This is a genomic window from Mycobacteroides abscessus ATCC 19977 (genome assembly GCF_000069185.1).
Taxonomy (GTDB): domain Bacteria; phylum Actinomycetota; class Actinomycetes; order Mycobacteriales; family Mycobacteriaceae; genus Mycobacterium; species Mycobacterium abscessus.
This window is the reverse complement of record NC_010397.1, coordinates 4,698,322-4,720,239: the sequence shown is the minus strand read 5'-3', so window position 1 is coordinate 4,720,239 and position 21,918 is coordinate 4,698,322. Positions and strand designations below refer to the sequence as shown.

22 protein-coding genes and 1 riboswitch are annotated in these 21,918 nt (G+C 63.5%); of the genes, 9 read left to right on the top strand and 13 right to left on the bottom strand.

What is annotated here, in order from left to right:
* Window positions 1–5: 5 nt before the first annotated feature.
* Entirely contained in the window at window positions 6–596 is a 591-nt protein-coding gene (locus MAB_RS23455; protein ID WP_005095569.1) for a TetR/AcrR family transcriptional regulator, read from the top strand.
* On the opposite strand, the gene MAB_RS23450 is transcribed toward MAB_RS23455, so the two are convergent.
* Together MAB_RS23450 and MAB_RS23445 are read right to left on the bottom strand one after the other, a co-directional pair.
* Complete coding sequence (locus tag MAB_RS23450) at window positions 593–1,666, bottom strand: NAD(P)H-dependent amine dehydrogenase family protein (protein WP_005112528.1); 1,074 nt, start codon at window positions 1,664–1,666, stop codon at window positions 593–595. The genes MAB_RS23455 and MAB_RS23450 overlap by 4 nt on opposite strands.
* Before the next feature lie 12 nt (window positions 1,667–1,678).
* Window positions 1,679–2,470 (bottom strand): SDR family oxidoreductase, encoded by a 792-nt coding sequence (locus MAB_RS23445; protein WP_005079722.1) that lies wholly within the window; start codon window positions 2,468–2,470, stop codon window positions 1,679–1,681.
* A 91-nt stretch (window positions 2,471–2,561) separates the two neighbouring features.
* On the opposite strand from MAB_RS23445, the gene MAB_RS23440 reads away from it, so the two are divergent.
* Complete coding sequence (locus MAB_RS23440) at window positions 2,562–3,422, top strand: MarR family transcriptional regulator (protein WP_005079723.1); 861 nt, start codon at window positions 2,562–2,564, stop codon at window positions 3,420–3,422.
* 4 nt (window positions 3,423–3,426) lie between these two features.
* On the opposite strand, the gene MAB_RS23435 is transcribed toward MAB_RS23440, so the two are convergent.
* Window positions 3,427–4,275 carry an AIM24 family protein gene (locus MAB_RS23435; RefSeq protein ID WP_005112523.1) on the bottom strand — a complete coding sequence of 283 codons (849 nt, stop codon included), beginning with the start codon at window positions 4,273–4,275 and terminating at the stop codon, window positions 3,427–3,429.
* A gap of 9 nt (window positions 4,276–4,284) precedes the next feature.
* Window positions 4,285–4,950 (bottom strand): VOC family protein, encoded by a 666-nt coding sequence (locus tag MAB_RS23430; RefSeq protein ID WP_005095564.1) that lies wholly within the window; start codon window positions 4,948–4,950, stop codon window positions 4,285–4,287.
* A 51-nt stretch (window positions 4,951–5,001) separates the two neighbouring features.
* On the opposite strand from MAB_RS23430, the gene MAB_RS23425 reads away from it, so the two are divergent.
* Window positions 5,002–6,099, top strand: coding sequence for an LLM class flavin-dependent oxidoreductase (locus tag MAB_RS23425; RefSeq protein WP_005089629.1), 1,098 nt, complete (start codon window positions 5,002–5,004; stop codon window positions 6,097–6,099).
* 7 nt (window positions 6,100–6,106) lie between these two features.
* Here MAB_RS23425 and MAB_RS23420 read toward each other — a convergent pair whose 3' ends face one another.
* Window positions 6,107–6,439 carry a hypothetical protein gene (locus MAB_RS23420; protein ID WP_005089627.1) on the bottom strand — a complete coding sequence of 111 codons (333 nt, stop codon included), beginning with the start codon at window positions 6,437–6,439 and terminating at the stop codon, window positions 6,107–6,109.
* Window positions 6,440–6,589: 150 nt separating this feature from the next.
* Between MAB_RS23420 and fadD8 the strand changes: the two genes are divergently transcribed.
* Window positions 6,590–8,179 carry a fatty-acid--CoA ligase FadD8 gene (gene fadD8 / locus MAB_RS23415; protein WP_005089625.1) on the top strand — a complete coding sequence of 530 codons (1,590 nt, stop codon included), beginning with the start codon at window positions 6,590–6,592 and terminating at the stop codon, window positions 8,177–8,179.
* A 44-nt stretch (window positions 8,180–8,223) separates the two neighbouring features.
* Here the strand turns inward: fadD8 and MAB_RS23410 are convergent, their stop codons facing one another.
* The gene (locus tag MAB_RS23410) at window positions 8,224–8,826 is read right to left on the bottom strand and encodes a TetR/AcrR family transcriptional regulator (protein ID WP_005079730.1); all 603 of its coding nucleotides are present in this window, start codon (window positions 8,824–8,826) and stop codon (window positions 8,224–8,226) included.
* Window positions 8,816–9,235 (bottom strand): PaaI family thioesterase, encoded by a 420-nt coding sequence (locus MAB_RS23405; protein WP_005079731.1) that lies wholly within the window; start codon window positions 9,233–9,235, stop codon window positions 8,816–8,818. Before MAB_RS23405 ends, MAB_RS23410 begins: the two co-directional genes overlap by 11 nt.
* 94 nt (window positions 9,236–9,329) lie before the next feature.
* Window positions 9,330–9,543: riboswitch (cobalamin riboswitch) on the top strand.
* Between the two features lie 135 nt (window positions 9,544–9,678).
* Here MAB_RS23405 and metE point away from each other — a divergent pair.
* The 4 genes from metE (at window position 9,679) to MAB_RS23385 (ending at window position 14,472) form a co-directional block, all read left to right on the top strand.
* Window positions 9,679–11,949, top strand: coding sequence for a 5-methyltetrahydropteroyltriglutamate--homocysteine S-methyltransferase (metE, locus tag MAB_RS23400; RefSeq protein ID WP_005112521.1), 2,271 nt, complete (start codon window positions 9,679–9,681; stop codon window positions 11,947–11,949).
* 112 nt (window positions 11,950–12,061) lie between these two features.
* Window positions 12,062–12,955 (top strand): mycobacterial-type methylenetetrahydrofolate reductase, encoded by an 894-nt coding sequence (locus MAB_RS23395; RefSeq protein WP_005112519.1) that lies wholly within the window; start codon window positions 12,062–12,064, stop codon window positions 12,953–12,955.
* A 61-nt stretch (window positions 12,956–13,016) separates the two neighbouring features.
* Window positions 13,017–13,547 carry a GNAT family N-acetyltransferase gene (locus MAB_RS23390; RefSeq protein WP_005078812.1) on the top strand — a complete coding sequence of 177 codons (531 nt, stop codon included), beginning with the start codon at window positions 13,017–13,019 and terminating at the stop codon, window positions 13,545–13,547.
* An 88-nt stretch (window positions 13,548–13,635) separates the two neighbouring features.
* The gene (locus MAB_RS23385; RefSeq protein WP_005095556.1) at window positions 13,636–14,472 is read left to right on the top strand and encodes a DUF6578 domain-containing protein; all 837 of its coding nucleotides are present in this window, start codon (window positions 13,636–13,638) and stop codon (window positions 14,470–14,472) included.
* A 71-nt stretch (window positions 14,473–14,543) separates the two neighbouring features.
* On the opposite strand, the gene MAB_RS23380 is transcribed toward MAB_RS23385, so the two are convergent.
* Genes MAB_RS23380 through prpD form a run of 3 tightly spaced genes read right to left on the bottom strand, consistent with a single transcriptional unit; the run spans window position 14,544 to window position 18,081 of the window.
* Complete coding sequence (locus MAB_RS23380; protein ID WP_005079735.1) at window positions 14,544–15,665, bottom strand: bifunctional 2-methylcitrate synthase/citrate synthase; 1,122 nt, start codon at window positions 15,663–15,665, stop codon at window positions 14,544–14,546.
* Entirely contained in the window at window positions 15,665–16,579 is a 915-nt protein-coding gene (gene prpB, locus MAB_RS23375) for a methylisocitrate lyase (RefSeq protein WP_005112517.1), read from the bottom strand. Before prpB ends, MAB_RS23380 begins: the two co-directional genes overlap by 1 nt.
* Window positions 16,576–18,081: a 2-methylcitrate dehydratase PrpD gene (gene prpD, locus MAB_RS23370; protein WP_005112515.1), complete on the bottom strand. Its 1,506-nt coding sequence runs from the start codon at window positions 18,079–18,081 to the stop codon at window positions 16,576–16,578. Before prpD ends, prpB begins: the two co-directional genes overlap by 4 nt.
* Before the next feature lie 118 nt (window positions 18,082–18,199).
* On the opposite strand from prpD, the gene MAB_RS23365 reads away from it, so the two are divergent.
* Window positions 18,200–19,621, top strand: a complete 1,422-nt coding sequence (locus MAB_RS23365; RefSeq protein ID WP_005078805.1) for a short-chain fatty acyl-CoA regulator family protein — start codon at window positions 18,200–18,202, stop codon at window positions 19,619–19,621.
* On the opposite strand, the gene MAB_RS23360 is transcribed toward MAB_RS23365, so the two are convergent.
* The 3 genes from MAB_RS23360 to MAB_RS23350 are packed head-to-tail and all read right to left on the bottom strand — an operon-like array spanning window position 19,612 to window position 21,892.
* A complete protein-coding gene (locus tag MAB_RS23360; RefSeq protein WP_005079738.1) occupies window positions 19,612–20,823 on the bottom strand; it encodes an MFS transporter in 1,212 nt (403 codons plus the stop codon). The genes MAB_RS23365 and MAB_RS23360 overlap by 10 nt on opposite strands.
* Window positions 20,811–21,218: an alpha/beta fold hydrolase gene (locus MAB_RS23355; protein WP_005079739.1), complete on the bottom strand. Its 408-nt coding sequence runs from the start codon at window positions 21,216–21,218 to the stop codon at window positions 20,811–20,813. The genes MAB_RS23360 and MAB_RS23355 overlap by 13 nt, the downstream gene beginning before the upstream one ends.
* On the bottom strand, window positions 21,215–21,892 hold the full coding sequence (locus MAB_RS23350; RefSeq protein ID WP_005079740.1) for a class I SAM-dependent methyltransferase: 678 nt from the start codon (window positions 21,890–21,892) through the stop codon (window positions 21,215–21,217). Before MAB_RS23350 ends, MAB_RS23355 begins: the two co-directional genes overlap by 4 nt.
* Window positions 21,893–21,918 lie beyond the last annotated feature (26 nt).

The following is a 21,918-nucleotide window of genomic DNA, read 5'->3' as shown; positions in this document are numbered from 1 at the left end:
CGGCGATGTCAGCACGGGACACCTTGATCGCCAGTGTGACTGGTCTGGTGCGACGCAGGGGTGTGGCGGGGACGGGCCTCAATGCGCTCCTGGAGGACAGCGGTGTCTCGCGGCGCACCATCTATCTGAACTTCCCGGGCGGTAAGCAGGAACTCGTCGCCGAGGCGACCAGGCTCGCGGGGAACGAACTCACCGCCATCATCAAGGCGGCCGGTGACGACGTCGATCCTGCGCGCGGGATTCAGCTGTTCATCGAGCTCTGGAAGGCGCAACTCGCCGAGACCGAGATGCAGGCCGGCTGCCCGGTGGTGGCGGCGGTGTTGGGGCGTACTGAGGCTCCCGAGGCGGCGGCAGTGGCGGCGGATGCGTTCGAGAGCTGGCAGAAGATACTCATCGACCGGCTGGTGCGCTACGACGTCGACGGCGAGACGGCACGGTCATTGGCCAGCACGATGATCGCGGCCATCGAAGGAGCGGTCATCATGTCGATCGCGGCCCAGTCGACGGAGGCGCTTGACGATGTCGGTCAGCGGCTCGTGGAACTGGTCCAGCTGTACGTCCCCGCTGACGCGAAGCCGAAGCCGCACGTCGACTAGACAGCCCTTCCCTTACCGGTGATCAGGGGCAGATCGAGCGTGGTACGAATGCCTGCCTCGGCGGCGACCACGGCAGGCACCGCGTTGACCACCCGCATGGCGGTCGCAATCAGATTGGCATAGTTGTGATCACCCCGCGCGCTGAATGAGCCGAGATCCAGCAGGTAACTGGGCTCTCCAGTGATTTCCACCCGGTAGGTGCCGCCTTCGTGGGCGGGTTGTGGCCAGTTTGGCGCCAGATCTTCGCGTAGCCGGGTGAAGTGCTCCAGGACAGTCACCGCCCGGCCGTCCTTGATGCCGCGCACTTCGAAGTGCAGTGCGGCCATGGTGCCCGCTGGAATATGACCCGATGAAATATCGAAATCTTCAGGTGCGGACAGCTTTTCGTATACTTCGGTGACCTCGTCCAATTCGACGCCGAGGCCGGCTGCGAGTTGCCGCACGACTGAGCCCCAGGCCAGCGACAGCACCCCCGGCTGCAGCAGCATGGGCGTTTCTTCCATGGGCTTACCAAATCCCATGACGTCAAACATCACTGTTGCGCTGTCGTAGGTGGCGTAGTCGACAATTTCGATGCAGCGCACTTGATCGATGCGCTGGCAGGTGCCCATGAGTGCCAGCGGCAGTAGGTCGTTGGCGAAACCGGGGTCGATGCCGCCGGCGAAGATCGACGAGTTACCTTCTCGTGCGGCATTTTCAATGGGTGTCAGCATATTTTCCGGCAGCACGCCCCAGGGATATTGCAGAAACACCGGTGCGCTGGCGGCAACGTTGATTCCGGCAGACAGCAGGTCGGTCAGATCTTTCAGGGCCTCCATGAGGCGGTTGTCGGTCATGGCGGTATACACCACGCAGTCGGGCCTGAGTGCCAGAATCTGCGCGGCATCGGTCGTAGCGGTGATGCCGGTGAGGATGTCTAGTCCCGCCAACGCACCGGCGTCCTTTCCGGCCTTGTTGCTCCCGGAGACCCATACCCCGACAAGTTCCATGCTCGGGTCGGTGATCACGCCGGCGAGGGCGTGCTGGCCGACATTGCCTGTACCCCAGACGGCTACACGTGTCTTCGTCATCTCGTGCCCTTCCTAAGCGAGGTCCGGCAGCGGGATGTCGAGGTTGGGCGCGATCAAACCACCGTCGACCTCGAGCACCTTGCCGGTCAGGAAGCTGCCCGCCGGCGAGGCGAGGTAGACCGCGGCGGCGGCGATGTCGGCCGGATCCCCGAGTCGGTGCAGGGGTGTGTTCTGCTCCAGCGTGTTGCGCATCTCGTCATTGCCTGCGACCACCTCAAGTGCAGAGGTGAGGATGGAGCCCGGAGCTATGCCATTGACACGGATGCGGGGACTTAGATCCATTGCTGCCGTGCGTGTGTAGTGGGCCAGCGCGCCCTTTGCGGTGCAGTAACCCAGGAACGCGCGCCCGGGCAAACGTCCCATCGTCGAGGTGATGTTGATGACCGACGCGTTGTCCGACTTGAGTAGGTGCGGCACGGCCGCGCGCAGGAGTGCGTGTCCGCTGAGGACGTTGAAGGAGAACGCCTCGGCGAGATCGTCGTTGGTGGTGTCCAAGAAGGGTTTCGGCATGGTGCCGCCCACATTGTTGACCACGACATCGAGTCGCCCGAACCGATCGACTGCCTTCTGCGCTAGCGCGGCGGAGGCTTCGGTATCGGACAGATCGGCGACGACGACCTCGGCCTGGCGGCCCGCCGCCTGTACTTTCGCGGCGACCTCGCGCAGTTGGGACTCGGTGCGTGAGGCGATCAGTACGTCGGCACCGGCCTGAGCGAAGGCCTCCGCGATCGCCGCACCGAGGCCGCGACCCGCGCCGGTGACGACGGCGACATTGCCATCAAGTTTAAAACGGTCCAGGATCATGGCGTCCTCCGTGTCGAGTATTCGACTACCATGGGGCGAATAGTCGATGCACTCTAGACCCGCACCGTGCGTCACACAAGAGGGGGAACTTATGCCGGCCAGCTCACCGCCGACGGCTCGTGTGGTTCGTATCGTCGAAATGCTTGCAGCTGCAATGCAACCCAAAACGGTCAGTGAGATCGCCGCCAGCACGGGCATTTCTCGCGCCACCGCGACTGCCGTGGTGAACGAGCTGGAAGCGGCAGGCTGGGTGGCGCGCGACGACGAGCTTCGCTACCGCATCGGCGCATCATTGCCACGCGCCGTTGACACCAGCATGCCGCGGGAGGCGCAGCAGCTGCTGGCCCGGATTGCCGCGGAGGCACAGGCCGGTGCGACGATCAGCCGCATCAGCGCGAAGGCATTGACCGTGGTAGCCAAGGCGCAGGCGGGCCGCCGCGCTGTCACCGGATTCGCTGTGGGCCAGAGTATTCCGCTGGCATTTCCGGCCGGGTCGGCGGTCATGCCGTGGCGAGCCGCCGAGGAATGCGAGCAATGGCTTGGTACGGCAGCAGGATTGAGTGCGCGGTCCGGTCAGCGGCTCTTGCAGCAGGTGTCGGATTGCGGATACGTGGTTTATCGCCCCGATCACGATGACACCGGGATGGTCGACCTGCTCTCGGATCTACTGGGCTCGGTGGGGTCGGAGGTGATGGAGGCGGCATTGCGCGAACGGCTGCTGCGCCAGCTTTCCCGGCTCACATCGCGTCCCTATTCGCGCGATGAGCTGACGTCCGACGAAGTGCTGCCGATCAGCTATTTGGCTGCACCCATATTTGACGGCGCGGAGGCGCGATACGAACTACAGCTGGGACCGCTTTTGCCGCGGGCGACCCGGGTGGTGCGGGAGACATTGATCGCGACGTTGATGCGCGGCGCTCGTGAGCTTTCGGTAGTGCTGGGAGACCGCTGACGCGTCAGCCCGCAGTGACGACAGGTATGCCCTCGGACGGTTGCACGATGACGAAGCCGCGCCCCTGGAACGAGACCTGAAGGGCCTCCCCGGAGCCGCGGCCGATGAGAGCGCCGGCCTTGAAGCTGGTTTTGAGTTGAGTCTGCAAGTTCGACGACCAGGCCACTACCGCATTGGTGTCGGCGAACGTCGGTGCCTCGGCGGCATTGAGCACAACTGGCGGCCCGTCGGTGGTCAGCGCCACCCAACCGGTGCCGCGCAAGGTGGTGTTGAACAGGCCGCCCGTCACCACGCTGGCGCCCCTGACTCGCTCGATATTCCAGTTCAGGCCCGCGGAAAAGGCCAGCACATTCTTGCCACTGATGGACAGGCCCGCGTTGTTCAGATTCAGCAGGTGCACATCGAAGGCGCGCTCGGCAAGGAACACGTCGCCCTGGCCCGAACAGCGCATGAGCGGAAGGCCCTCGCCGGTCAGCGCCTTTTTCAGGAACTTGGCTGCGCCGCCGCCCTCGAAAGCGAAGTCGACGCTGCCCTGATACGCCACCATCGATCCTTGGCGCGCCAAGAACGGTTCTCCGAGGCGGACGCGCAACAGCTTCGCGTTCTGGTTGGAGATCGGTTTGGCTTCATTTTCACTGAACCGGCCATCCACCAAATCCCCACTGATACCGGAGAATTGGTCGCCCGCGGGCTGATCCGGTGCTGCGGGCTGAGCCGCTGCACCTCCCAGCGGGGCCGTACTGACCGAGCCTTGGTGCGCTACTTGATCCGTCCAGCGCTGTCCGTCGTGCCAGCGGAATTCGTATCGTCCGTCGGGGTCGGGTTGCCAGCTGCCGGAATTCGGAGTCGTCATGGTTCCAAGCTAGCGTTGTTCGATCAGGATCGTGGGCAACGCCAGCGCCGGATCTTTGACCGTGACGACCCGGGTGCCCGGCTTGTGACCATTGCGGATATCACCGAGCGTGGCACCAGCCCCGCTCAAGCGGGCATGTGAGGCTTCGATGTCGGCAGTGCGCCAGGCGATTCCCCACAGTGAGTCCGGGCCGGACGGGTCATCGTCGCGCAGCACCACCTCAACCACCAAGCCCGCGCCCCGGAAGAACAATTGGTGTACTCCCCACGATTGCAGGCGATCCAAGCGTAGATCGAAGCCCAAGCGTCCGCACAAGGTCGCGATGATCCTGTCGCGGTTGGGAGAGAACAGCACCAGGTGATCTATCTGGCAGCTGTCTGCGTCCGGTTGGGGAACGGCGGGCGGTTGCCCGCTCAGCCCAAGGGTCACTCCGTTGGACTCGCCCGTCGCGAGATCTCCGTGCACGGTCAGCGCGAGCCCGCGCCGAGCGACTGTCCGGGCCGCGCAGTCGAGGTCGTCCACGCGAAACAGCATCCCGGGATGGGAGGCCCATCGCGGGAGTCCGAGGTGTAACTGGGGGTGCGGCGCGGAGCTGTTGAACAGCCGTGAGTACGCGTCCTTTGCCTCACCGAGATTTGGAACGTCCAGGAGCACCGAGTCCAGTTCGGTGATCATCAGAGCTTTTCCTCCCTGCCGGACCGAAGTCCGCTTAGGCATACTGGCAATATGCGCTTCCAGCTACTCGACATTGTCTTCCACCTGCCAAACCCGGCGACAAGGGCGTTGGCGCCGGCTGCGGAGCGGCTGAACAGGGTGATCGAGACCGCGGTGTTGGCCGAGAATTTGGGTTTTGATTCCTTCGCCGTTGGGGAACGACATGCTGGTGACGTGCTTTCCTCGGCGCCCACCGTGCTGCTGGGAGCGGTGGCGGCCGCGACCGACCGGATACTGCTGTCCACCGGCGTGACGGTCTTGTCACTGCTGGATCCCGTGCGCGCGGCCGAGGACTTCGCCACCATCGACCAACTCAGCCGGGGCCGGCTCGAGATAGTGATCGGGAAGGGCAATGAGGATCGTCAGTACCCCTTGATGGGTCTGGATATCGCCAAGCAGTACGAGTACCTACAGGAGAACTACGAGCTCCTCCGGCGGTTGTTGCGTGAGGAGCACGTCGACTGGGTCGGGGTGCACCGGCACCCGCTGGCCGACGCGACCACACTGCCACGACCGTATGACGGACCGTTCCGTATCTGGCATGGCTCGGCGACTTCAACCTTTGCGGTCGAGCTCGCGGCCAAGTGGGGCGACCCGATAGTCACCGCAAATGCCTTGCAGCCCAAGGAGAACTACCGAGTGCTCATCGACAGATATCGTGAGCTGTACGCCCATCACGGGCACGACCCCGCGCAACTGTACGTGGGTGCTGGTTCGGGTGGGCTGTACCTGGCGGACACGACGGAACAGGCCATCGCGCAGTATCGGCCGATCTACGAGGCGCGCCTGGCGCAGATGGCGAAGCTCAAAGCGCATCCCAAGGCCGTCGGTAAGTTTCCTTCCTTTGAATCCATCGAGGATGCCGCGGACCGCGGGCCGGTGCTCGCCGGTTCACCGGAACGGGTGGCCGAGAAGATCCTTGACTGGCATGAGGCGTTTGGACACGAGTTCCAATCGATCTCGTTGAGTCCCGAGGCCGACTTCGAGGAACAGAAGGACACCTTGCGTCGGTTCGCCGAAGAGGTCGTGCCGCTGGTGCGAGCGGAAGTCAAGTCCACGCTGTGGGGCCCGCTCGATACGCGGCGGGCCAAGGGATTTACCGCGGCCTAAGGGCGCGTCAGGGCTGACCCGGGTGGTTCATCGGGTTCAGCGGGCTGGCGGGGTTCGCGGGATTGTTCGGATTCATGGGACTGGCGGGATTGGCCGGGTTGTTGGGGTTCAGCGGGCTGGCCGGGTTGGCGGGGTTGTTGGGGTTCAGCGGGCTGGCCGGGTTGGCGGGATTGGACATGCTGTTCGGTCCGTAGGGGCCAACGTTGCAGACGGCATTGGCGTTGCCGATGCAATCACCGGGGTTGAACGGGTCGGGATCCGCCGGGTCGGCACCTGCGAAAGCTGGGGCAAACGTCATCATCGCGATGAACAGTGCGCCACTTGCCGTTGACCTGATCATTTAACGAGCGTAGCAAGGCCATTGAGAGTTTCACCGGGTATCGGCCGAGGTGCTACGTGGCCGGTGGGTGGGCGCGTTCTTGCCCAAAAATAGAACATGTTCTAACGTCGAGCGAAGTGCCTGATCGGCGACCATTCATTGAGGAGCGCGATGCCTGATCCATTCGACCCGCTGCACGGGTCCATCAACTCCGGGCACCTGCTGGTATCCGCGCTCAAGCGCAATAGGGATGCCCCCGCGTTGGTACTCGGCGACGTGACTCTGACTGGCGCGCAAATGGCCGACGAGATCAGTAAGTACATCCAAGCCTTCATCGAGCTGGTACCCGACCCCACCGACGGGCAGGGCATGTTGGCGCTCAACCGGCCCGAAGTGCTGTTGGTGATCGGTGCCGGGCAGTTGCTCGGCACTCGCCGCACCGCGCTGCATCCGCTCGGTTCGCTCGATGATCACGCCTATGTCTTGGCCGATGCCAAGATCACCACGCTCGTCATTGATCCCACACCGCAATTCGTGGAACGCGCGGCGGCGCTGGTGGCCAAGGTGCCGACGTTGACGCGCGTGCTCACGCTGGGGCCGGTGCCCGCAGAACTGGCCGAGGTGGGCCAGGATCTGGTTGCCGCGGCCGCGGGCTTCGCGGCCAGGCCCTTGACACCGATCAATCTGTCGCCGGACCACATCAACGGTCTCACTTACACGGGCGGGACCACCGGTAAGCCCAAGGGTGTCATCGGTACCTCGCAGTCCATTCTCACCATGACGCAGATCCAGCTGGCCGAATGGGAGTGGCCGGAACGTCCCAAGTTCCTGATGTGCACTCCGCTTTCGCATGCCGGTGCCGCCTTTTTCATGCCCACCTTGATGAAAGGCGGGTCGATGGTGGTGCTACCCAAGTTCGACGCGGGTGCCGTACTGGCCGCGATCGAGGAACACCAGATCACCGCCACCATGCTGGTGCCGTCGATGATCTACGCGCTGTTGGACCACCCGGATTCACGCACCCGCGACCTATCTTCACTGCAGACCGTCTACTACGGTGCCTCGGCCATCAACCCGGTGCGCCTGGCGGAGGCCATCGAGCGATTCGGGCCGATTTTCGCGCAGTACTTCGGTCAGTCCGAGGCGCCCATGGTGATCAGCTATCTGGCCAAGGGCGATCACGATGCCAAGCGGCTGTCCAGCTGTGGCCGACCCTCGGCGTTCCTGCGCACCGCCCTGCTCGATGAGAACGATCGGCCGGTCAAACAGGGTGAGCCGGGCGAGATCTGCGTCGCCGGCCCACTGGTAGCGGGCGGCTACTGGGGTCTGCCCGAACAGACCGCCGAAACATTCAAGAACGGCTGGCTGCGCACCGGAGATGTCGCGCGCGAGGACGAAGACGGCTTCTGGTTCATCGTCGACCGCACCAAGGACATGATCGTCACCGGTGGCTTCAATGTCTTCCCGCGTGAGGTGGAAGACGTTGTCGCTGAGCATCCTTCGGTTGCTCAGGTCGGTGTTATCGGAGTGCCCGACGAGAAGTGGGGCGAAGCGGTGACCGCGATCGTCGTGCTGCGCTCCGACGCGTCATCCGACGAGGAGGCGGTCGCGTTGATGACCTCCGAGATTCAGTCCGCGGTCAAGGAACGCAAGGGTTCGGTGCAGTCGCCCAAGCACGTGATCATCGCCGACTCATTGCCGCTGACCGCGCTGGGCAAGCTGGACAAGAAGGCGCTGCGCCAGAAGTACGCCACGGTCTGATTTCCTTTCCGCGAGCATGCCCAAATATGCGGAAATCGGCTGTTTTAGGGCTCGTTTAGGCATGCTCGCGCCAGGAGGGCATGGGCGCTGGTGTGGACGAACTCGCGTAGCCACGGTGCCGGCTCGCCCTTGTCGGGGAGGTGCCGGCGCACAGCGGCGTAGGGCATGTCGATCAACGCGAACATCACCTTGTCGATCCGCTCGGTGGTCACCTTGCCATACCGGCGATCGGTGTACTCGCGCAAAGTCTTTCGTACCCGCGAGTTCAGCGATTTGAGCTCGGTGGCGAGGGTGTCGGGCCAGTGGGCCACCAAATCCGCCTTCTCGTATTGAAGGAGCAGCAGCGCCTCGTTGTGGTTGCTTGCCGTCCAATCGAAGGCGTGATCGATCGCCGCCGCGAGGGCGTCGTCGGCGTCGGGCAGGGCAAGGGCGGTGAGTACGCCGTCCTGGTAACGCGCGATTGAACGTAACCAGAGGCGGGCCATGAGTTCGTCGCGGCTGGGGAATCGGTGGTAGATCGAACCCGAAGGGGCTCCGAGCACCCGTCCGATCGCCGTAGCCGTGGCTGCGGACGGACCACCGGCAGCCACCAGTCCCAGGGCCGCATCCAGGATGTCGTCGGCGCTGTACTGCGGCTTACGTCCCACTGCGACGGACCATGCTGGTGCCCTGGGCCACCGCGACCAGCGTGGCCGTGCCGTCGTGGTCCTCGACGGAGATCTCGCAGCGGCCGAGGGCTTTGGTGCGCCCGGCACTTACCAGGGATGCGTCGGCGACCAGGCGTGCGCCGTCGCGGGCGGGTGCCACGTATTCGATGGTGTATCCACTGGTCACGATGTCGGCGCCGAGTCCGAGACCGCAGGCGTACGTGATGGCGTTATCGGCGAGATAGCTCAGTACGCCGCCGTGGATGAATCCGCTCTGCTGGCGCAGTTCGTCGCGGATCTCCAGGGAAAGCTGGATTCCGCGCTCGTCGACCCGGGTGATCGCAGCCCCCAATAGACGGCTGAAGGGTTGTGCATCGAGAACTTGTTGCGCCTGGTCAAGGGTAATCACGATATTAGAGAATAGTCGCTAATAAACGGGCGGGCCAGCGTGCATATGATGTAGGGCGCAGCTGGTCTGCTGATGGTGGCCCGATTCGTCCGGGCCGTTGTCAGCATCGAGTGGCGGGCCCTACGGGGGCCGGCACAAGAGGGAACCCGGTGAGAATCCGGGACTGTCCCGCAGCGGTATGCAGGAACGATCGCCGTCATAAGCACTGGGAATGCCACCAACGCTCCTGGGAAGCGACGGCCCGTAGGAAAACCTGAGCCCGGGTAATGCCTGTAAGTCCGAAGACCTGCCAGTTGTGTCGGATGCGCCGCATCCGGCGGATCATCGCCTCGCGGAATGGGCGTATGGCCGAATCGGTTTCAACCAGCACCGTGCGTGCTGGTTATTCGGGCTCGGCTTGCTTGTCCTGGGCGGTGACCACTACGCCGTAGATAGAGGACCGCATGACCACTCAACCATTGAAGGCCACCACGCTCGGTTCGGCGCGCATCGGCCCGCGCCGTGAGCTCAAACGGGCTACCGAAAGCTACTGGGCCGGACGCATCAGCCGCGCCGAGCTGGAGGATGTCGCCGCGGGGCTTCGGCGCGACAACTGGACCGCGTTAGCAGCCGCTGGGCTCGACTCGGTTCCAGTGAACACCTTCTCCTACTACGACCAGGTGCTGGACACCGCGGTGCTGCTGGGTGCACTTCCGCCCCGCGTCGCGGGCATCACCGACGACCTCGATCGCTACTTTGCCGCAGCACGCGGCAACGCCGATGTCACGCCGCTGGAAATGACCAAGTGGTTTGACACCAACTATCACTATCTGGTGCCCGAGATCGGGCCCGGCACGAAATTTGAGCTCAACGACGCGAAGTTGTTCGGTGAGCTGAAAGAGGCTCAAGCACTGGACATCCCCGCGCGTCCAGTCGTCGTCGGCCCGGTCACCTTCCTTGCGCTGAGCAAGCCGATTGACGGAGCTGATGCGCCCATCGAGCGTCTCGACGAGGTGGTGACCCTGTACGAACAATTGCTGGTGCGGCTTGCCGAGGCCGGGGTCGCCTGGGTCCAGATCGATGAGCCCGTGCTCGTCACCGACATCCTCCCGAACGGACCCGAGCTGGCCGAGCGGGTGTATGGGCGCCTCGGGACGGTAGCGGATCGCCCCGCGATCCTGGTCGCCACCTACTTCGGTGACCTGGGCGCGGCGCTGCCGGCGTTGGCGCGCACCCCCGTCGAGGCGATCGCCGTCGACCTGGTCTACGGGTCGGTATCGACTGTGACGGCGGTGCCCGAGCTATCCGGGAAGACCGTGGTGGCCGGCGTCGTCGATGGCCGAAACATCTGGCGTACCAACCTCGAATCGGCGCTGGGCAGCCTTGCGACCCTGGTGGGGAGTGCGGGGGCGGTGGCGGTTTCTACGTCCTGCTCGACATTGCATGTGCCCTATTCGCTGGAGCCGGAGGCCCAACTCGACGACCAGTTGCGCAGCTGGCTGGCCTTCGGCGAGGAAAAGGTTAAGGAAGTCGTCGTGCTGGCGCGTGCTCTGAGTGAGGGGCGCGACGCGGTGGCCGCCGAGATCGCGGCCTCCAACGCGGCTGCCGAGTCCCGCAGGACGGACCCGCGTCTGAACAATGGCCAGATCCGTGCACGCTTGGATGCGATTCTGGCGGATGGTGTTTCGCGTGGCGACGCCGCCGAACGCCGTCGTAGTCAGGACGAGCGTCTACGACTGCCCACCCTTCCCACCACGACCATCGGGTCCTTTCCGCAGACCGTCGAGATCCGCAAGGCCCGCCAAGCCCTCACCAGGGGCGAGATCGACGATGCCGAATACGTGCGGCAGATGCGCGCCGAGGTTGCCAATGTCATTGCTCTGCAGGAGAAACTGGGCCTGGACGTGCTGGTGCACGGCGAGCCGGAGCGCAACGACATGGTGCAGTATTTCGCCGAACAGCTGGATGGTTTCTTCGCCACCCAGAACGGTTGGGTGCAGTCGTACGGTAGCCGTTGTGTCCGGCCGCCGATCCTGTATGGCGACGTGGCCCGCCGCAAGCCGATGACCGTCGAGTGGGCCACCTACGCCCAGTCACTGACTCAAAAGCATGTCAAGGGCATGCTGACCGGGCCGGTGACCATCCTCGCGTGGTCGTTCGTGCGCGACGATCAGCCGCTGGGGGACACCGCGAATCAGATCGCCCTGGCAATCCGGGATGAGACGGTGGACCTGCAGAATGCCGGCATCGCCATCATTCAGGTGGATGAACCCGCGCTGCGCGAGCTGCTGCCTCTGCGTAATTCCGAGAAGCAGGCGTACTTGGACTGGGCCGTCGGTGCGTTCCGTCTGTCCACTTCGGGCGTGTCCGATGCGACACAGATCCATACGCACCTGTGCTATTCGGAGTTCGGCGAGGTGATCGGCGCGATCGCTGATCTGGACGCGGATGTCACTTCTATTGAGGCGGCACGTTCGCATATGGAGGTGCTCGACGACCTCAATGCGATCGGGTTCTCCAACAGCGTGGGTCCGGGCGTCTATGACATCCATTCACCGCGTGTGCCATCCACTGAAGAGATGGCGACATCGTTACGTGAAGCGCTGAAGGCTGTTCCGGCTCGGCGTCTCTGGGTCAACCCTGACTGCGGTCTGAAGACCCGCAAGGTAGACGAGGTCACCTCGTCACTGGCCAACCTGGTCGCCGCGGCTGCCTCAGTGCGCGCCGACGCGTAGATGTCGATGTCTGGTGGGCAGTCTTGCGGATATGGGGGACTGCCCACCAGCGAAAATTATTGGTGCATATACCATTAGCCAACCCACTGTTTGCCAAATCGGAGGTACTTGGGTGTCGATGAATACCGTTGCGTTGGAGATGGTGCCTCCCAACGTCGATGGCGGCCTCGATAGGGCAGCTGAGGAACTGCGGAAACTGCGGCAGTTCTCCGCCGAGTTCGGGATCGACCGGCGCATAGCGCACGTGATGATTCCCTCGATGATCGTCGAGGACGGCGATCGGCCCCTGGAGATGAAGCCCAAGCTGGATGTCGTCGACTACTGGTCGATTATCCGGGCTGAACTGCCCGCGGTGCGGGGACTGTGCACGCAAGTCACGTCGTTCTCGGACGAGACGTCACTGCGGGGGCGGTTGACGGATTTGACCGATGTCGGAATGGACGGCGTGATCTTCGTTGGCGTGCCACGCACCATGAACGACGGCGATGGCGCGGGCATACCGCCGACCGACGCGCTGTCGAAGTTCGATGACATCGTTCAGAATCGCGGAGCGATCCTGATCCCGACCCGTGCCGGGGAGCAGGGGCGATTCTCATTCAAATGCGACAAGGGCGCGAACTTCGCCATGACTCAGCTGCTGTATTCCGATGCGGTGGTGGGCTTCCTGCATGAGTTCGCGCACACGAGCGATCATCGGCCCGAGGTCTTGCTTTCCTTTGGTTTCGTCCCGAAGCTGGAGTCCAAGATCGGACTCATCGACTGGCTGATCCAAGATCCCGGTAACGAGGCCGTCGCCCGCGAGCAGGACTTCGTCAAGGCGCTGGCGGCGCGGGAACCCGGGGAAAGGCGGCCACAGCTCGTCGACCTCTACAAACGGGTAGTAGACGGGGTCGGGGGTCTGGGCTTTCCGCTGAGCATCCATTTCGAAGCGCCGTACGGTCTCGCCCGGCCGGCCTTTGAGACGTTTGCGGAGATGCTGGAGTACTGGTCACCGGCGGTCTCCTGACAGCGGCGCGACCCGGCAGAATTCCGTTGACTCTGCTGTCGGTGCGCTCGAGACTGGTCGGATGGAACCCGTTGAACTGCAGACGGACCGGTTGATGTTGCGGGCCGTTGCCGACGCCGATGCGGCGGCAATTGTTGACGCGTGCAACGATCCAGAGATCCTGCACTATCTGCCGTTACCGGTGCCATACACGGTCGGCGACGCCCGCAGTTTCATCGCCGCGTCGGCGCAGGAATGGGTGGCCGGTACGCGATACGGCTTCGGCTTCTTCGTGATGGACACGGGCGAGTTGGCGGGCACATGTTCGCTGAAGCCCGTCACGTCCGGCGTGCTGGAGGTCGGATACTGGTCCGCGGCGCAACATCGCCGCAAAGGACTGACAACCGAGGCGGTACAGAGGTTGTGCCAGTGGGGATTCGATGTATTGGATGCCCATCGCATCGAGTGGTGGGCCGTCGTCGGCAACGAAGGTTCACGGGCCGTGGCCGAGGCTGCTGGTTTCGAGATGGAAGGGCTGCTACGTCAGCGCGCTTGTCGGCGCCAAGAGCCCGCTGATTGGTGGGTGGGCGGGTTGCTACCGCGGCCCGAATAACGGGTATTGACGCCGGGCGTGATGCTGGTTAGCCTTTCGCTCGGTACACCGGGTCCGGAGCCTTCGTGCTTCGTCCGTCGAACACCCGGTGCGAGAATTGATCAACACAGTTCCCGTTCGGAACGAATCTCTTGTCTATATCGGTATTTCAAACTGGGAGTATCAGTGCTGCGGCCGGACTCCCGAAATAGGCCAGTCTGTCGACTGGCAGATCTGTGCCTATCCGACAGAGAGCGGATACCTATTGGCATCGGCTGCTGCGGTCGATTGGGACGAGGGCCGTGAGATCATCAGGTTCCCGTACGGTTGCGCCGGTTGGGATCCTGCGCTTGGTGATCCCGCCCATAGGCTGGTAACCCTTTGGGCCACATGGCATGAGGGTCAAAACTGGCCGCGTCTGCTGGGGGTTGTTGAGGAGCTGTACGACGTGTCGGCGGTGTCCTACCGGGACGAGTCTGACTGCATACGTTGCAGACCCTCGTCATTCCAGTACAGGTCGGTGGAGCTTGCGACGCGGTGGCCGGAAGAATCATCGAGGGGAGAACTGGGTCGTCGTGTCATCACGGGTTGCGTGGTGGGTCTGCGGGTTATGTCCGTGGTCGAACCGGAGGACGCCGATATTCAAGCGCGCCAGGAAGAGCGAGACCGGGCTCGCAGGACGTTGGACCTATTCGGGCCTCCAGGCGTGTTCGGCGCGGTGATCCCGTCGAGGGGCGATCGGGTGACAGTCGATCTCGCGGACCCTCGGTTGAGCGTGAACGATACGCGTGGCTATGCGGGTGTCGTCACGGGCATTGCCGGGCAGGTAAGTCGCGCGGTGCACTCGCCAGATGGCTTCTACACCGGCCTCCTTGACATCAACTCGGAGGCGCCCCCGCCAGACGAGTTGTTCGTCCAGTTGCTCTGTGACAGAGAGCCCGAGTAGCCGGGCCGAGTGTGCGGTTCGTGTCGAGAGTCAACGATATTTCGACGTAAACCGCACACTCGGGGCTGATTTCAGCACGCCAGTGTGCGCTGGGGCTTTCCGGAATACTCGCTCAACGGCCGGATCAAGGCGTTGGCCGCGGCCTGCTCCATGATGTGTGCAGTCCATCCCGTGATCCGGCTCATCACGAAAATGGGTGTGAAGCACGGTATGTCGAATCCCATCAGGTAGTAGGCGGGTCCGGTCGGGAAATCCAGATTGGGTTTGATGCCGGTTGCCGCGTCCATCTCGGACTCGAGCACCTTGTAGATCTCGAGCCACTGGCCACCGTCACGCACCCGTGCGACGTCCTCGAGCGCGGCACGCATGGTAGGAACCCGGGAGTCACCGTTCTTGTACACGCGGTGACCGAACCCCATGATCTTCTCTTTGCGAGACCGCTTGCTCTGCAACCACTCCGAGGCCTTGGATGCGTCGCCTATCTCTATCATGTCATGCATGACGGCCTCATTGGCGCCGCCATGCAGGGAACCCTTGAGCGCGCCGATGGCCGCGGTGACCGCGCTGTAGATGTCCGACTGCGTGGAGGTGACCACCCGGGCGGCGAACGTGGAGGCGTTGAAGCTGTGCTCTGCGTACAGAATCATGGATTGCTCGAAGGCTTTGACGATGACCGGATCTGGGATTTCGCCAAAGCACATCCGCAGGAAGTTGGCCGAATAGCCCAGATGGCTGTGTGGCTGAATCGGGTCAAGCCCACGACGGCGGCGCATATCGGACGCGACGATGGTCGGGAGCACTGCGAACATACGAAGTGACTTGGCATAGTTGGCATCCGGTGTGCTGTCGTCCTCGGAGGGATCCTCGGCGCCCAGGTAGCTGATGGCGGTACGCACCACGTCCATCGGGTGACAGGTCTCCGGCAGCTTGGCCAACAGTGCCATCAGCGAGCGGTCCAGCCGACGCTGCGCGCGTTCACGCTGGTTGAACAGCGCGAGTTCTCCATCGTTCGGCAACTCGCCGTGCCACAGCAGGTATGCCACTTGTTCGAAGCTGCATTGCACGGCCAGATCTTGAACCGGATATCCGCGATAGGTCAGTGAATTCGTTTCCGGTACCACCTTGGAGATGGCGGTGGTGTCCACCACGACGCCGGCGAGGCCCTTGTGAATTGTCGGTGTAGCGATAGTCATTATTGACCTCCATCGAGACTGAAATTGAAGATCTCGGTATCGAATCGGTTGTATTCGGCGTAGTGGAGCAGCTCATAGAGACGGCTGCGGTGCTGCATCTGCTCCAGCAGTCCCGACTGTGTTCCCGCCGAGTTGATTTCATGCAAGCCCTGCTCGACGGCGTACATCGCCAGGCGCAAGGTGGTTACCGGGTAGATGACGACGTTGTACCCGACCTCACGGAGGCGGTCGGCTGTCACGAGTTCGGACTTTCCGAACTCGGTCATGTTGGCCAGCAGCGGAATGTCCACGGCGGCGCGGAACTTCTCAAACTCGCCGATGTCGGTGAGCGCTTCGGTGAAGATGAGATCCGCGCCCGCGTCGGCATAGGCCCGGGCGCGATCTATAGCCGCGGGCAACCCCTCGATGCCCGCCGCATCCGTGCGGGCGCAGATCACGAAATTGGGGTCGCGCCGGGCCGAAACCGCGGCGTGTAGCCGTCGGACCATCTCGACGGTCTCCACGACGGCCTTTCCGTCAAGATGGCCGCACCGCTTAGGATTTACCTGGTCCTCCAGATGAAGGCCGGCTACCCCGCTGTCCTCGAGGACGGCGACCGTGCGGGCGGCACTCATCGGCTCGCCAAAGCCCGTGTCGGCGTCGATCAAGGTGGGAAGGTCGGTAACCGACGCGATCTGCCGGCCCCGGGCCGACACCTCGGTGAGTGTGGTCAGCCCGATATCGGGCAGGGCCAGATCCGCCGACAACACCGCGCCCGATACGTAGACACCTTCGAAGCCGATTTCCTGAATCAGCTTGGCCACCAACGGGGAGAAGGCGCCAGGTAGGCGCAGCAGTTCACCGGACGATAGGCCTTGACGGAAGGCGGCGCGTTTTGTCGCCGCGTCTGTGGCGGAGGCAAGGAGTGTACTCACTTGAAGATCCCTTCCGGGGTCGACGGAGCCTTGTCCAGGACCACGGTGTCCACGAGTGGATTGAGCGCACCGAGCGAACCGGGCTTGAGATCGGCCAATCCCTGTGCCACGGAGAGGAATCGCTCTTGCTCCCGCGGAGCGATGATGCCGTCGGAGAGCGCCGTGAACTTGTTGACATAGTTTTCACGGGCGAACGGGCGTGCACCTAACGGATGCGCGTCGGCAATTGCCAGCTCGTCGGCGATCACCTCACCGTTCTTGAGGGTGACGACGGCCTTGCAGCCGAAGGCCTTCTTGTCAGGATCGGTCGAGTGATAGCGCCGGGTCCACTCCGGATCTTCGATCGTGCTGATCTTGTTCCAGAGTTCGATGGTTTCGGGACGGTGCGCACGTTCCGGCGCGTAGGACCGCTCGTGATGCCAGGTGCCGTCCTCGAGCGCGACGGCGAAGATGTACATCACCGAGTGATCCAGCGTTTCGCGTGAAGCATCCGGATCGAACTTCTGCGGATCGTTGGAGCCGGTACCGATGACCACGTGCGTGTGGTGGCTGGTGTGCAGCACGATGGTGGCGATCTGTGCAAGGTCACCAATGCGTTCGCGCATCCTGCGGGCCAGGTCGATCGGTGCTTGGCTCTGGTATTCGGCAGAGTGCTCCTTGGTGTAGCTATCCAGGATGGCGCGCTTTTCCTCGCCGGGGCCAGGCAGCGGCACTTCGTAAAGCTTTTCCGGCCCGCCGAGCAGCCAGGCGATCACACCGTCTTCGCCCTCCCAGATCGGAGACGGCGCACCCTCGCCGCGCATGGCGCGATCCACGGCCTCGATGGCGACCTTGCCGGCCCACGCCGGGGCATACGCCTTCCAGCTGGAGATGAGCCCCTTGCGGGACTGACGAGTTGCGGTGGTCAGATGCAGGGCCTGGCCGATGGCCTGGTAGATGGTCTCGGTGTCGAGTTTGAGCATGGTACCCAAGCCCGCGGCCACCGAGGGGCCGAGATGAGCGACATGGTCGATCTTGTGCTCGTGCAGGCAGATTCCGCGAGTCAGATTGATCTGTGTCTCGTAGGCGGTGGCCAGGCCGCGAATCAGGTCATCACCTCCGATGCCGAGCTGCTGCGCGACGGCTACCAGCGGGGGGATGTTGTCACCGGGGTGTGAGTAGTCGGCGGCCAGAAAGGTGTCGTGGAAGTCGAGCTCGCGTACGGCGACTCCGTTGGCCCAGGCAGCCCACTCGGCCGAGTACCCACCTCCGATGCCGAAGACATGGGCGCCGGGTACGGCCGGATGTGCCTGCGCCTGGCGGCGCGCCACCGTGACGGGACGGCGGATAACCGAGGCGGCGCTGACGGCGGCGTTGTCGATGACCCGGTTGATCACCATCGCCGCGGTGTCGGCGGGAACGGCGACGGGGTCGGAAGCGATTTCGGCGATCTTCCAGGCGAGGTGTTGGTCGCGGGGAAATGCTTCGGCGCTGCGGCGGGTGCGTACGGAGTGAACGGGCATGATCCGCACATTACGCACGGTTCCCTGCGATCAAAAGGCCATGTAAATGTGTATTTCTGTATCCTTAGTTCGCGCATCCTGCAAACATTGCAAACACGTTTGGGGCTATCCTCGTCTCATGTCCAGACCGTTCGCCGGTGCGCGGCTGCGGAGGTTGCGTGAGGAGCGTGGCCTGACGCAGGCGGCGCTCGCACGTGTCCTGGACCTCTCGACGAGCTACGTCAATCAACTGGAGAACGACACCCGCCCGGTGACGGTGGCCGTGCTACTGCGGCTCACCGAACGGTTCGATCTATCGCCCCACTACTTCTCGCCAGACTCCGATGCCCGGCTTGTGGCGGATCTCGGCGAGATATTCACCGAGGCGGCGGTCGGTGAGGTGAGCGATCTGCAGCTCGAAGAGCTGGTGGCCCGGATGCCGTCGGTGGGGCAGACCCTGGTCGGCATGCATCGCAGGTTGCGAGATGTCACCGCGGAGCTAGAGAGCTACCGGGCCACCGAGAATGCGGAAACTATCGGTGATTCTGTTCGCGAGCCACTGCGGCCCATGCCATTTGAAGAGGTTCGTGACTTCTTTTACGACCACAAGAACTATCTCGGTGAACTCGACACCGCCGCAGAGGACCTTTTTGAGCACTACGGACTGCACGTCGGTGGGCTGGACATCCAGCTGGCGACGGTGCTCAAGCAGGACCTAGGCATTGCCGTCGCAGTGAATAAGGCTGGGGAACCTTCGGATTCGTCGAAACGCAGATTTGACGCCACCGCCGGGGTGCTGCGTATCGCCCATTGGCTCACGCCGGGGCAGCGGGCTTTCCAGATGGCCACACAGCTGGCGTTGGTGACGCAGACCGAAACCATGGCCGCGATTCTCGCTGGAGCCGACCAGTTGAGCCCGGAAGCCATCGGTGTTGCGCGCATTGGGCTGGCCAACTACTTTGCCGGCGCTTTCCTCTTGCCGTACAAGCAGTTCCACCATGCCGCGGAGTCCAGCCGGTATGACGTCGATATTTTGGCGCGGCAGTTCGAGGTCGGGCATGAGACGGTCTGCCATCGACTGTCCACCCTGCAGCGTCCGTCGATGCGAGGGGTTCCGTTCATACTGGTGCGCACCGATCGAGCCGGAAATATCTCCAAACGGCAGTCTGCTACCGCATTTCACTTCTCTAGGGTGGGCGGAAACTGCCCGCTGTGGGTGGTGCACGAGGCATTCTCGAACCCGGGACAGTTTGTCACCCAGGTGGCCGAGATGCCCGATGGCCGCACCTATTTTTGGGTGGCTCGGACCAGCAGCACATCCACCGGTGGATTTCTCAGCACCCCAAAGTCATTCGCGATCGGATTGGGTTGCGATATTGCGCATGCGCACAGGCTGGTGTACTCCACGGGGATCGCAATCGACGATCCATCGACTGCTGTGCCGATCGGGCCGGGCTGCAAGGTATGTGTACGTGAATCGTGCGCCCAGAGGGCTTTTCCGTATATCGGACGCAGTGTGCACGTCGACGAGGATGCCAGCAGCGGGCTGCCTTACACCTGACCGGCGTGCCGCAAGAGCGTTGGCGCTGCCGTGATCAAGGCCACCAGCTGGATCACGCCCACCACGGCGATGAGCATCGGAATCGACACCCCGTAGAGGTAGCCGGTGAGCGCGCCGCCGATTGCCGTCGCGGTGCCGAGAACCGCCGCGTATACCCCGTACGCGGTGGCACGTCGGGGAGGGGGAACCAGGTCGGCGACCACCGCGCGCAGCGTGGATTCCTGGATGCCCACGGCCGCGCCCCAGAGCAGTGCACCGAGGACGATCCCCGGCAGGGAATCGGTGAATGCCAACATCGGTACCGTCGCCCCGACAATAGGAAGGGCTGCTAGGGATTTCGGTCCGACACGGTCGTAAGCCCATCCGGATAACAGCGCGGCGACCGCGTCGGCGGCCATGGCGGCGGCGTACACTATCGGCACGGCGGGAACCGGTAGTACTCCGCGCTGCACCATGTGGAAGGACAGCACCCCGAACGTCGCGAACCCGATCATGGTGATCGCAGTGAAACCGGAGTACAGCCAAAAGGAAAGTGGCAGTGAGAGTTTATGCGGGCGGTCTGCCGCACCACGGATGTAGTCGTCGTGCTCATAGCGCTCGGGGTGGGGTACGCGTCGGCGCAGCCAGAACAGCAGCAAAAGCGTCGCGCCACCGGGGAGGGCCAAGATGGCGAAGGTAGGTAGATAGTTGACGTGGGTGAGGGCGAGCATGCCCGCCACCAGGAGCGGGCCGGTGATGGCACCGATCTGGTCCATGGCCTCATGTACCGCGAATCCCTTGCCGCGGCCGGTGACTGCGGTGGCATGGGACAGTAGAGTGTCCTTGGCGGGACTGCGCACCGCCTTGCCGACACGTTCGGCGATCACCAATGTCGCGGCGATCCACAGCACGCTGGACACTCCCAAGAAAGGGACGGTTACCACGGTCAGTGCGTAACCGGAGATGGTCCATGCCCAGAACTTGCGGGTGCGGTCGGTGAGGGGGCCGGACACCAGACGCAGTGCTAGCGCCGCGGCCTCGCCGATTCCGGTCACCACCCCGACCACAAGGGCGCTGGCTCCCAGCGATGCCAGCAGTGGCCCGGTGATCGAACGCGCGCCCTCATACACGATATCGGCGAGCATGCTGATGACACCGAATGTGGTGACGAACCGCCAGGCTGAAAGACGTTGTGGCACAGCCGGTGAATTTAGCCGATCCATTGCTTGACCTGCTCGGCGATCCGTGCGCCGTCATCGAGGGGGATATCGTGGCCGGCGGTGGGGTGCACGGCGATGGGGCCGCCGTACCTGGTGGCGATGGCGTGTGATGCGGACGAACTCACGATCCTGTCCCGCAGCGCGGTCAGTATCAGTAACGGGGTATCGATGTGCCGGGGCATCCGAAAGGTGACGGCGGCGGCTATCTGCCGGACAACGCCTGCACTCGACGGGCGTTGGGACTGCAGGTATTGCGCCCAGCGCCTGGCAAGTGCGTCGAGGTCGAGATCGGGGTTGTTGGCCGTCTGGGCCAGGATCGTATGCTCACGGATCTGCGGGAATTGCTCCCGGTGGCGCTTCTCGCGGCTCAGGCCGCGCAGCAGCAGCCACCGCGTCATCGCTTGATACCCACCGTGAGTCGGTCGAATTCGATGAACGGAAGGGTGAAGGGGTGATGCACGGGTCGCTGCACAGTGACCTCGAACCCGGCGGTTTCGAACATCAGCCGCATTTCGGCCTTGGACGGCACGCTCGCGGGGATTCTGTCGCCGAACACCCGGCGCAGGATCGGAGCGGAAGTGCGGTCCGGCGTGAATGTGGTGATAGCTGCGAATCCGCCGGGTGTCAGTACGCGATGGAACTCCGTGAGGGCGGCGGGTTGGTCAAAGAAATGGAACGCCGATGTCGACACCACCGCGTCCAGTGCACCGTCATCGAACGGCAACTTCTCGGCGGGCGCGAACTGCCAATTGACCAGCGACGAACGGGCCTTTGCCTGAGCGAGCATTCCTTCAGACATGTCGACGCCGTGCACTTGCTCGGGTTCGAGTTCATCCTGAATGCGCGTCGCCAATATTCCAGTACCACAGGCGATGTCGACAATACGCTGCGACTTATGCTGGCGCAGCTGGGCAAGCATCTCGTCCTGAGCGGGGCGGTACACCCATTGCTGTAGCGGTGCCCAGTCATACGCTCGCGCGGCGCGGCCCCAGAACCGCGTGACCTGGTCGTTGAAGGCCCGGCGATGGACGGGGGATGGGTCACCTGAGTGAAGACCATCGGCAGTCGTCATGGGCACAACGTACGCCAGCGATCTGG

Coding starts and splice junctions, on each gene's coding strand:
- MAB_RS23455 (WP_005095569.1), top strand. CDS start 6: ATGTCAGCACGGGACACCTTGATCGCCAGTGTGACTGGTCTGGTGCGA.
- MAB_RS23450 (WP_005112528.1), bottom strand. CDS start 1,666: ATGACGAAGACACGTGTAGCCGTCTGGGGTACAGGCAATGTCGGCCAG.
- MAB_RS23445 (WP_005079722.1), bottom strand. CDS start 2,470: ATGATCCTGGACCGTTTTAAACTTGATGGCAATGTCGCCGTCGTCACC.
- MAB_RS23440 (WP_005079723.1), top strand. CDS start 2,562: ATGCCGGCCAGCTCACCGCCGACGGCTCGTGTGGTTCGTATCGTCGAA.
- MAB_RS23435 (WP_005112523.1), bottom strand. CDS start 4,275: ATGACGACTCCGAATTCCGGCAGCTGGCAACCCGACCCCGACGGACGA.
- MAB_RS23430 (WP_005095564.1), bottom strand. CDS start 4,950: ATGATCACCGAACTGGACTCGGTGCTCCTGGACGTTCCAAATCTCGGT.
- MAB_RS23425 (WP_005089629.1), top strand. CDS start 5,002: ATGCGCTTCCAGCTACTCGACATTGTCTTCCACCTGCCAAACCCGGCG.
- MAB_RS23420 (WP_005089627.1), bottom strand. CDS start 6,439: ATGATCAGGTCAACGGCAAGTGGCGCACTGTTCATCGCGATGATGACG.
- fadD8 (WP_005089625.1), top strand. CDS start 6,590: ATGCCTGATCCATTCGACCCGCTGCACGGGTCCATCAACTCCGGGCAC.
- metE (WP_005112521.1), top strand. CDS start 9,679: ATGACCACTCAACCATTGAAGGCCACCACGCTCGGTTCGGCGCGCATC.
- MAB_RS23390 (WP_005078812.1), top strand. CDS start 13,017: ATGGAACCCGTTGAACTGCAGACGGACCGGTTGATGTTGCGGGCCGTT.
- MAB_RS23380 (WP_005079735.1), bottom strand. CDS start 15,665: ATGACTATCGCTACACCGACAATTCACAAGGGCCTCGCCGGCGTCGTG.
- prpD (WP_005112515.1), bottom strand. CDS start 18,081: ATGCCCGTTCACTCCGTACGCACCCGCCGCAGCGCCGAAGCATTTCCC.
- MAB_RS23365 (WP_005078805.1), top strand. CDS start 18,200: ATGTCCAGACCGTTCGCCGGTGCGCGGCTGCGGAGGTTGCGTGAGGAG.
- MAB_RS23360 (WP_005079738.1), bottom strand. CDS start 20,823: ATGGATCGGCTAAATTCACCGGCTGTGCCACAACGTCTTTCAGCCTGG.
- MAB_RS23355 (WP_005079739.1), bottom strand. CDS start 21,218: ATGACGCGGTGGCTGCTGCTGCGCGGCCTGAGCCGCGAGAAGCGCCAC.
- MAB_RS23350 (WP_005079740.1), bottom strand. CDS start 21,892: ATGACGACTGCCGATGGTCTTCACTCAGGTGACCCATCCCCCGTCCAT.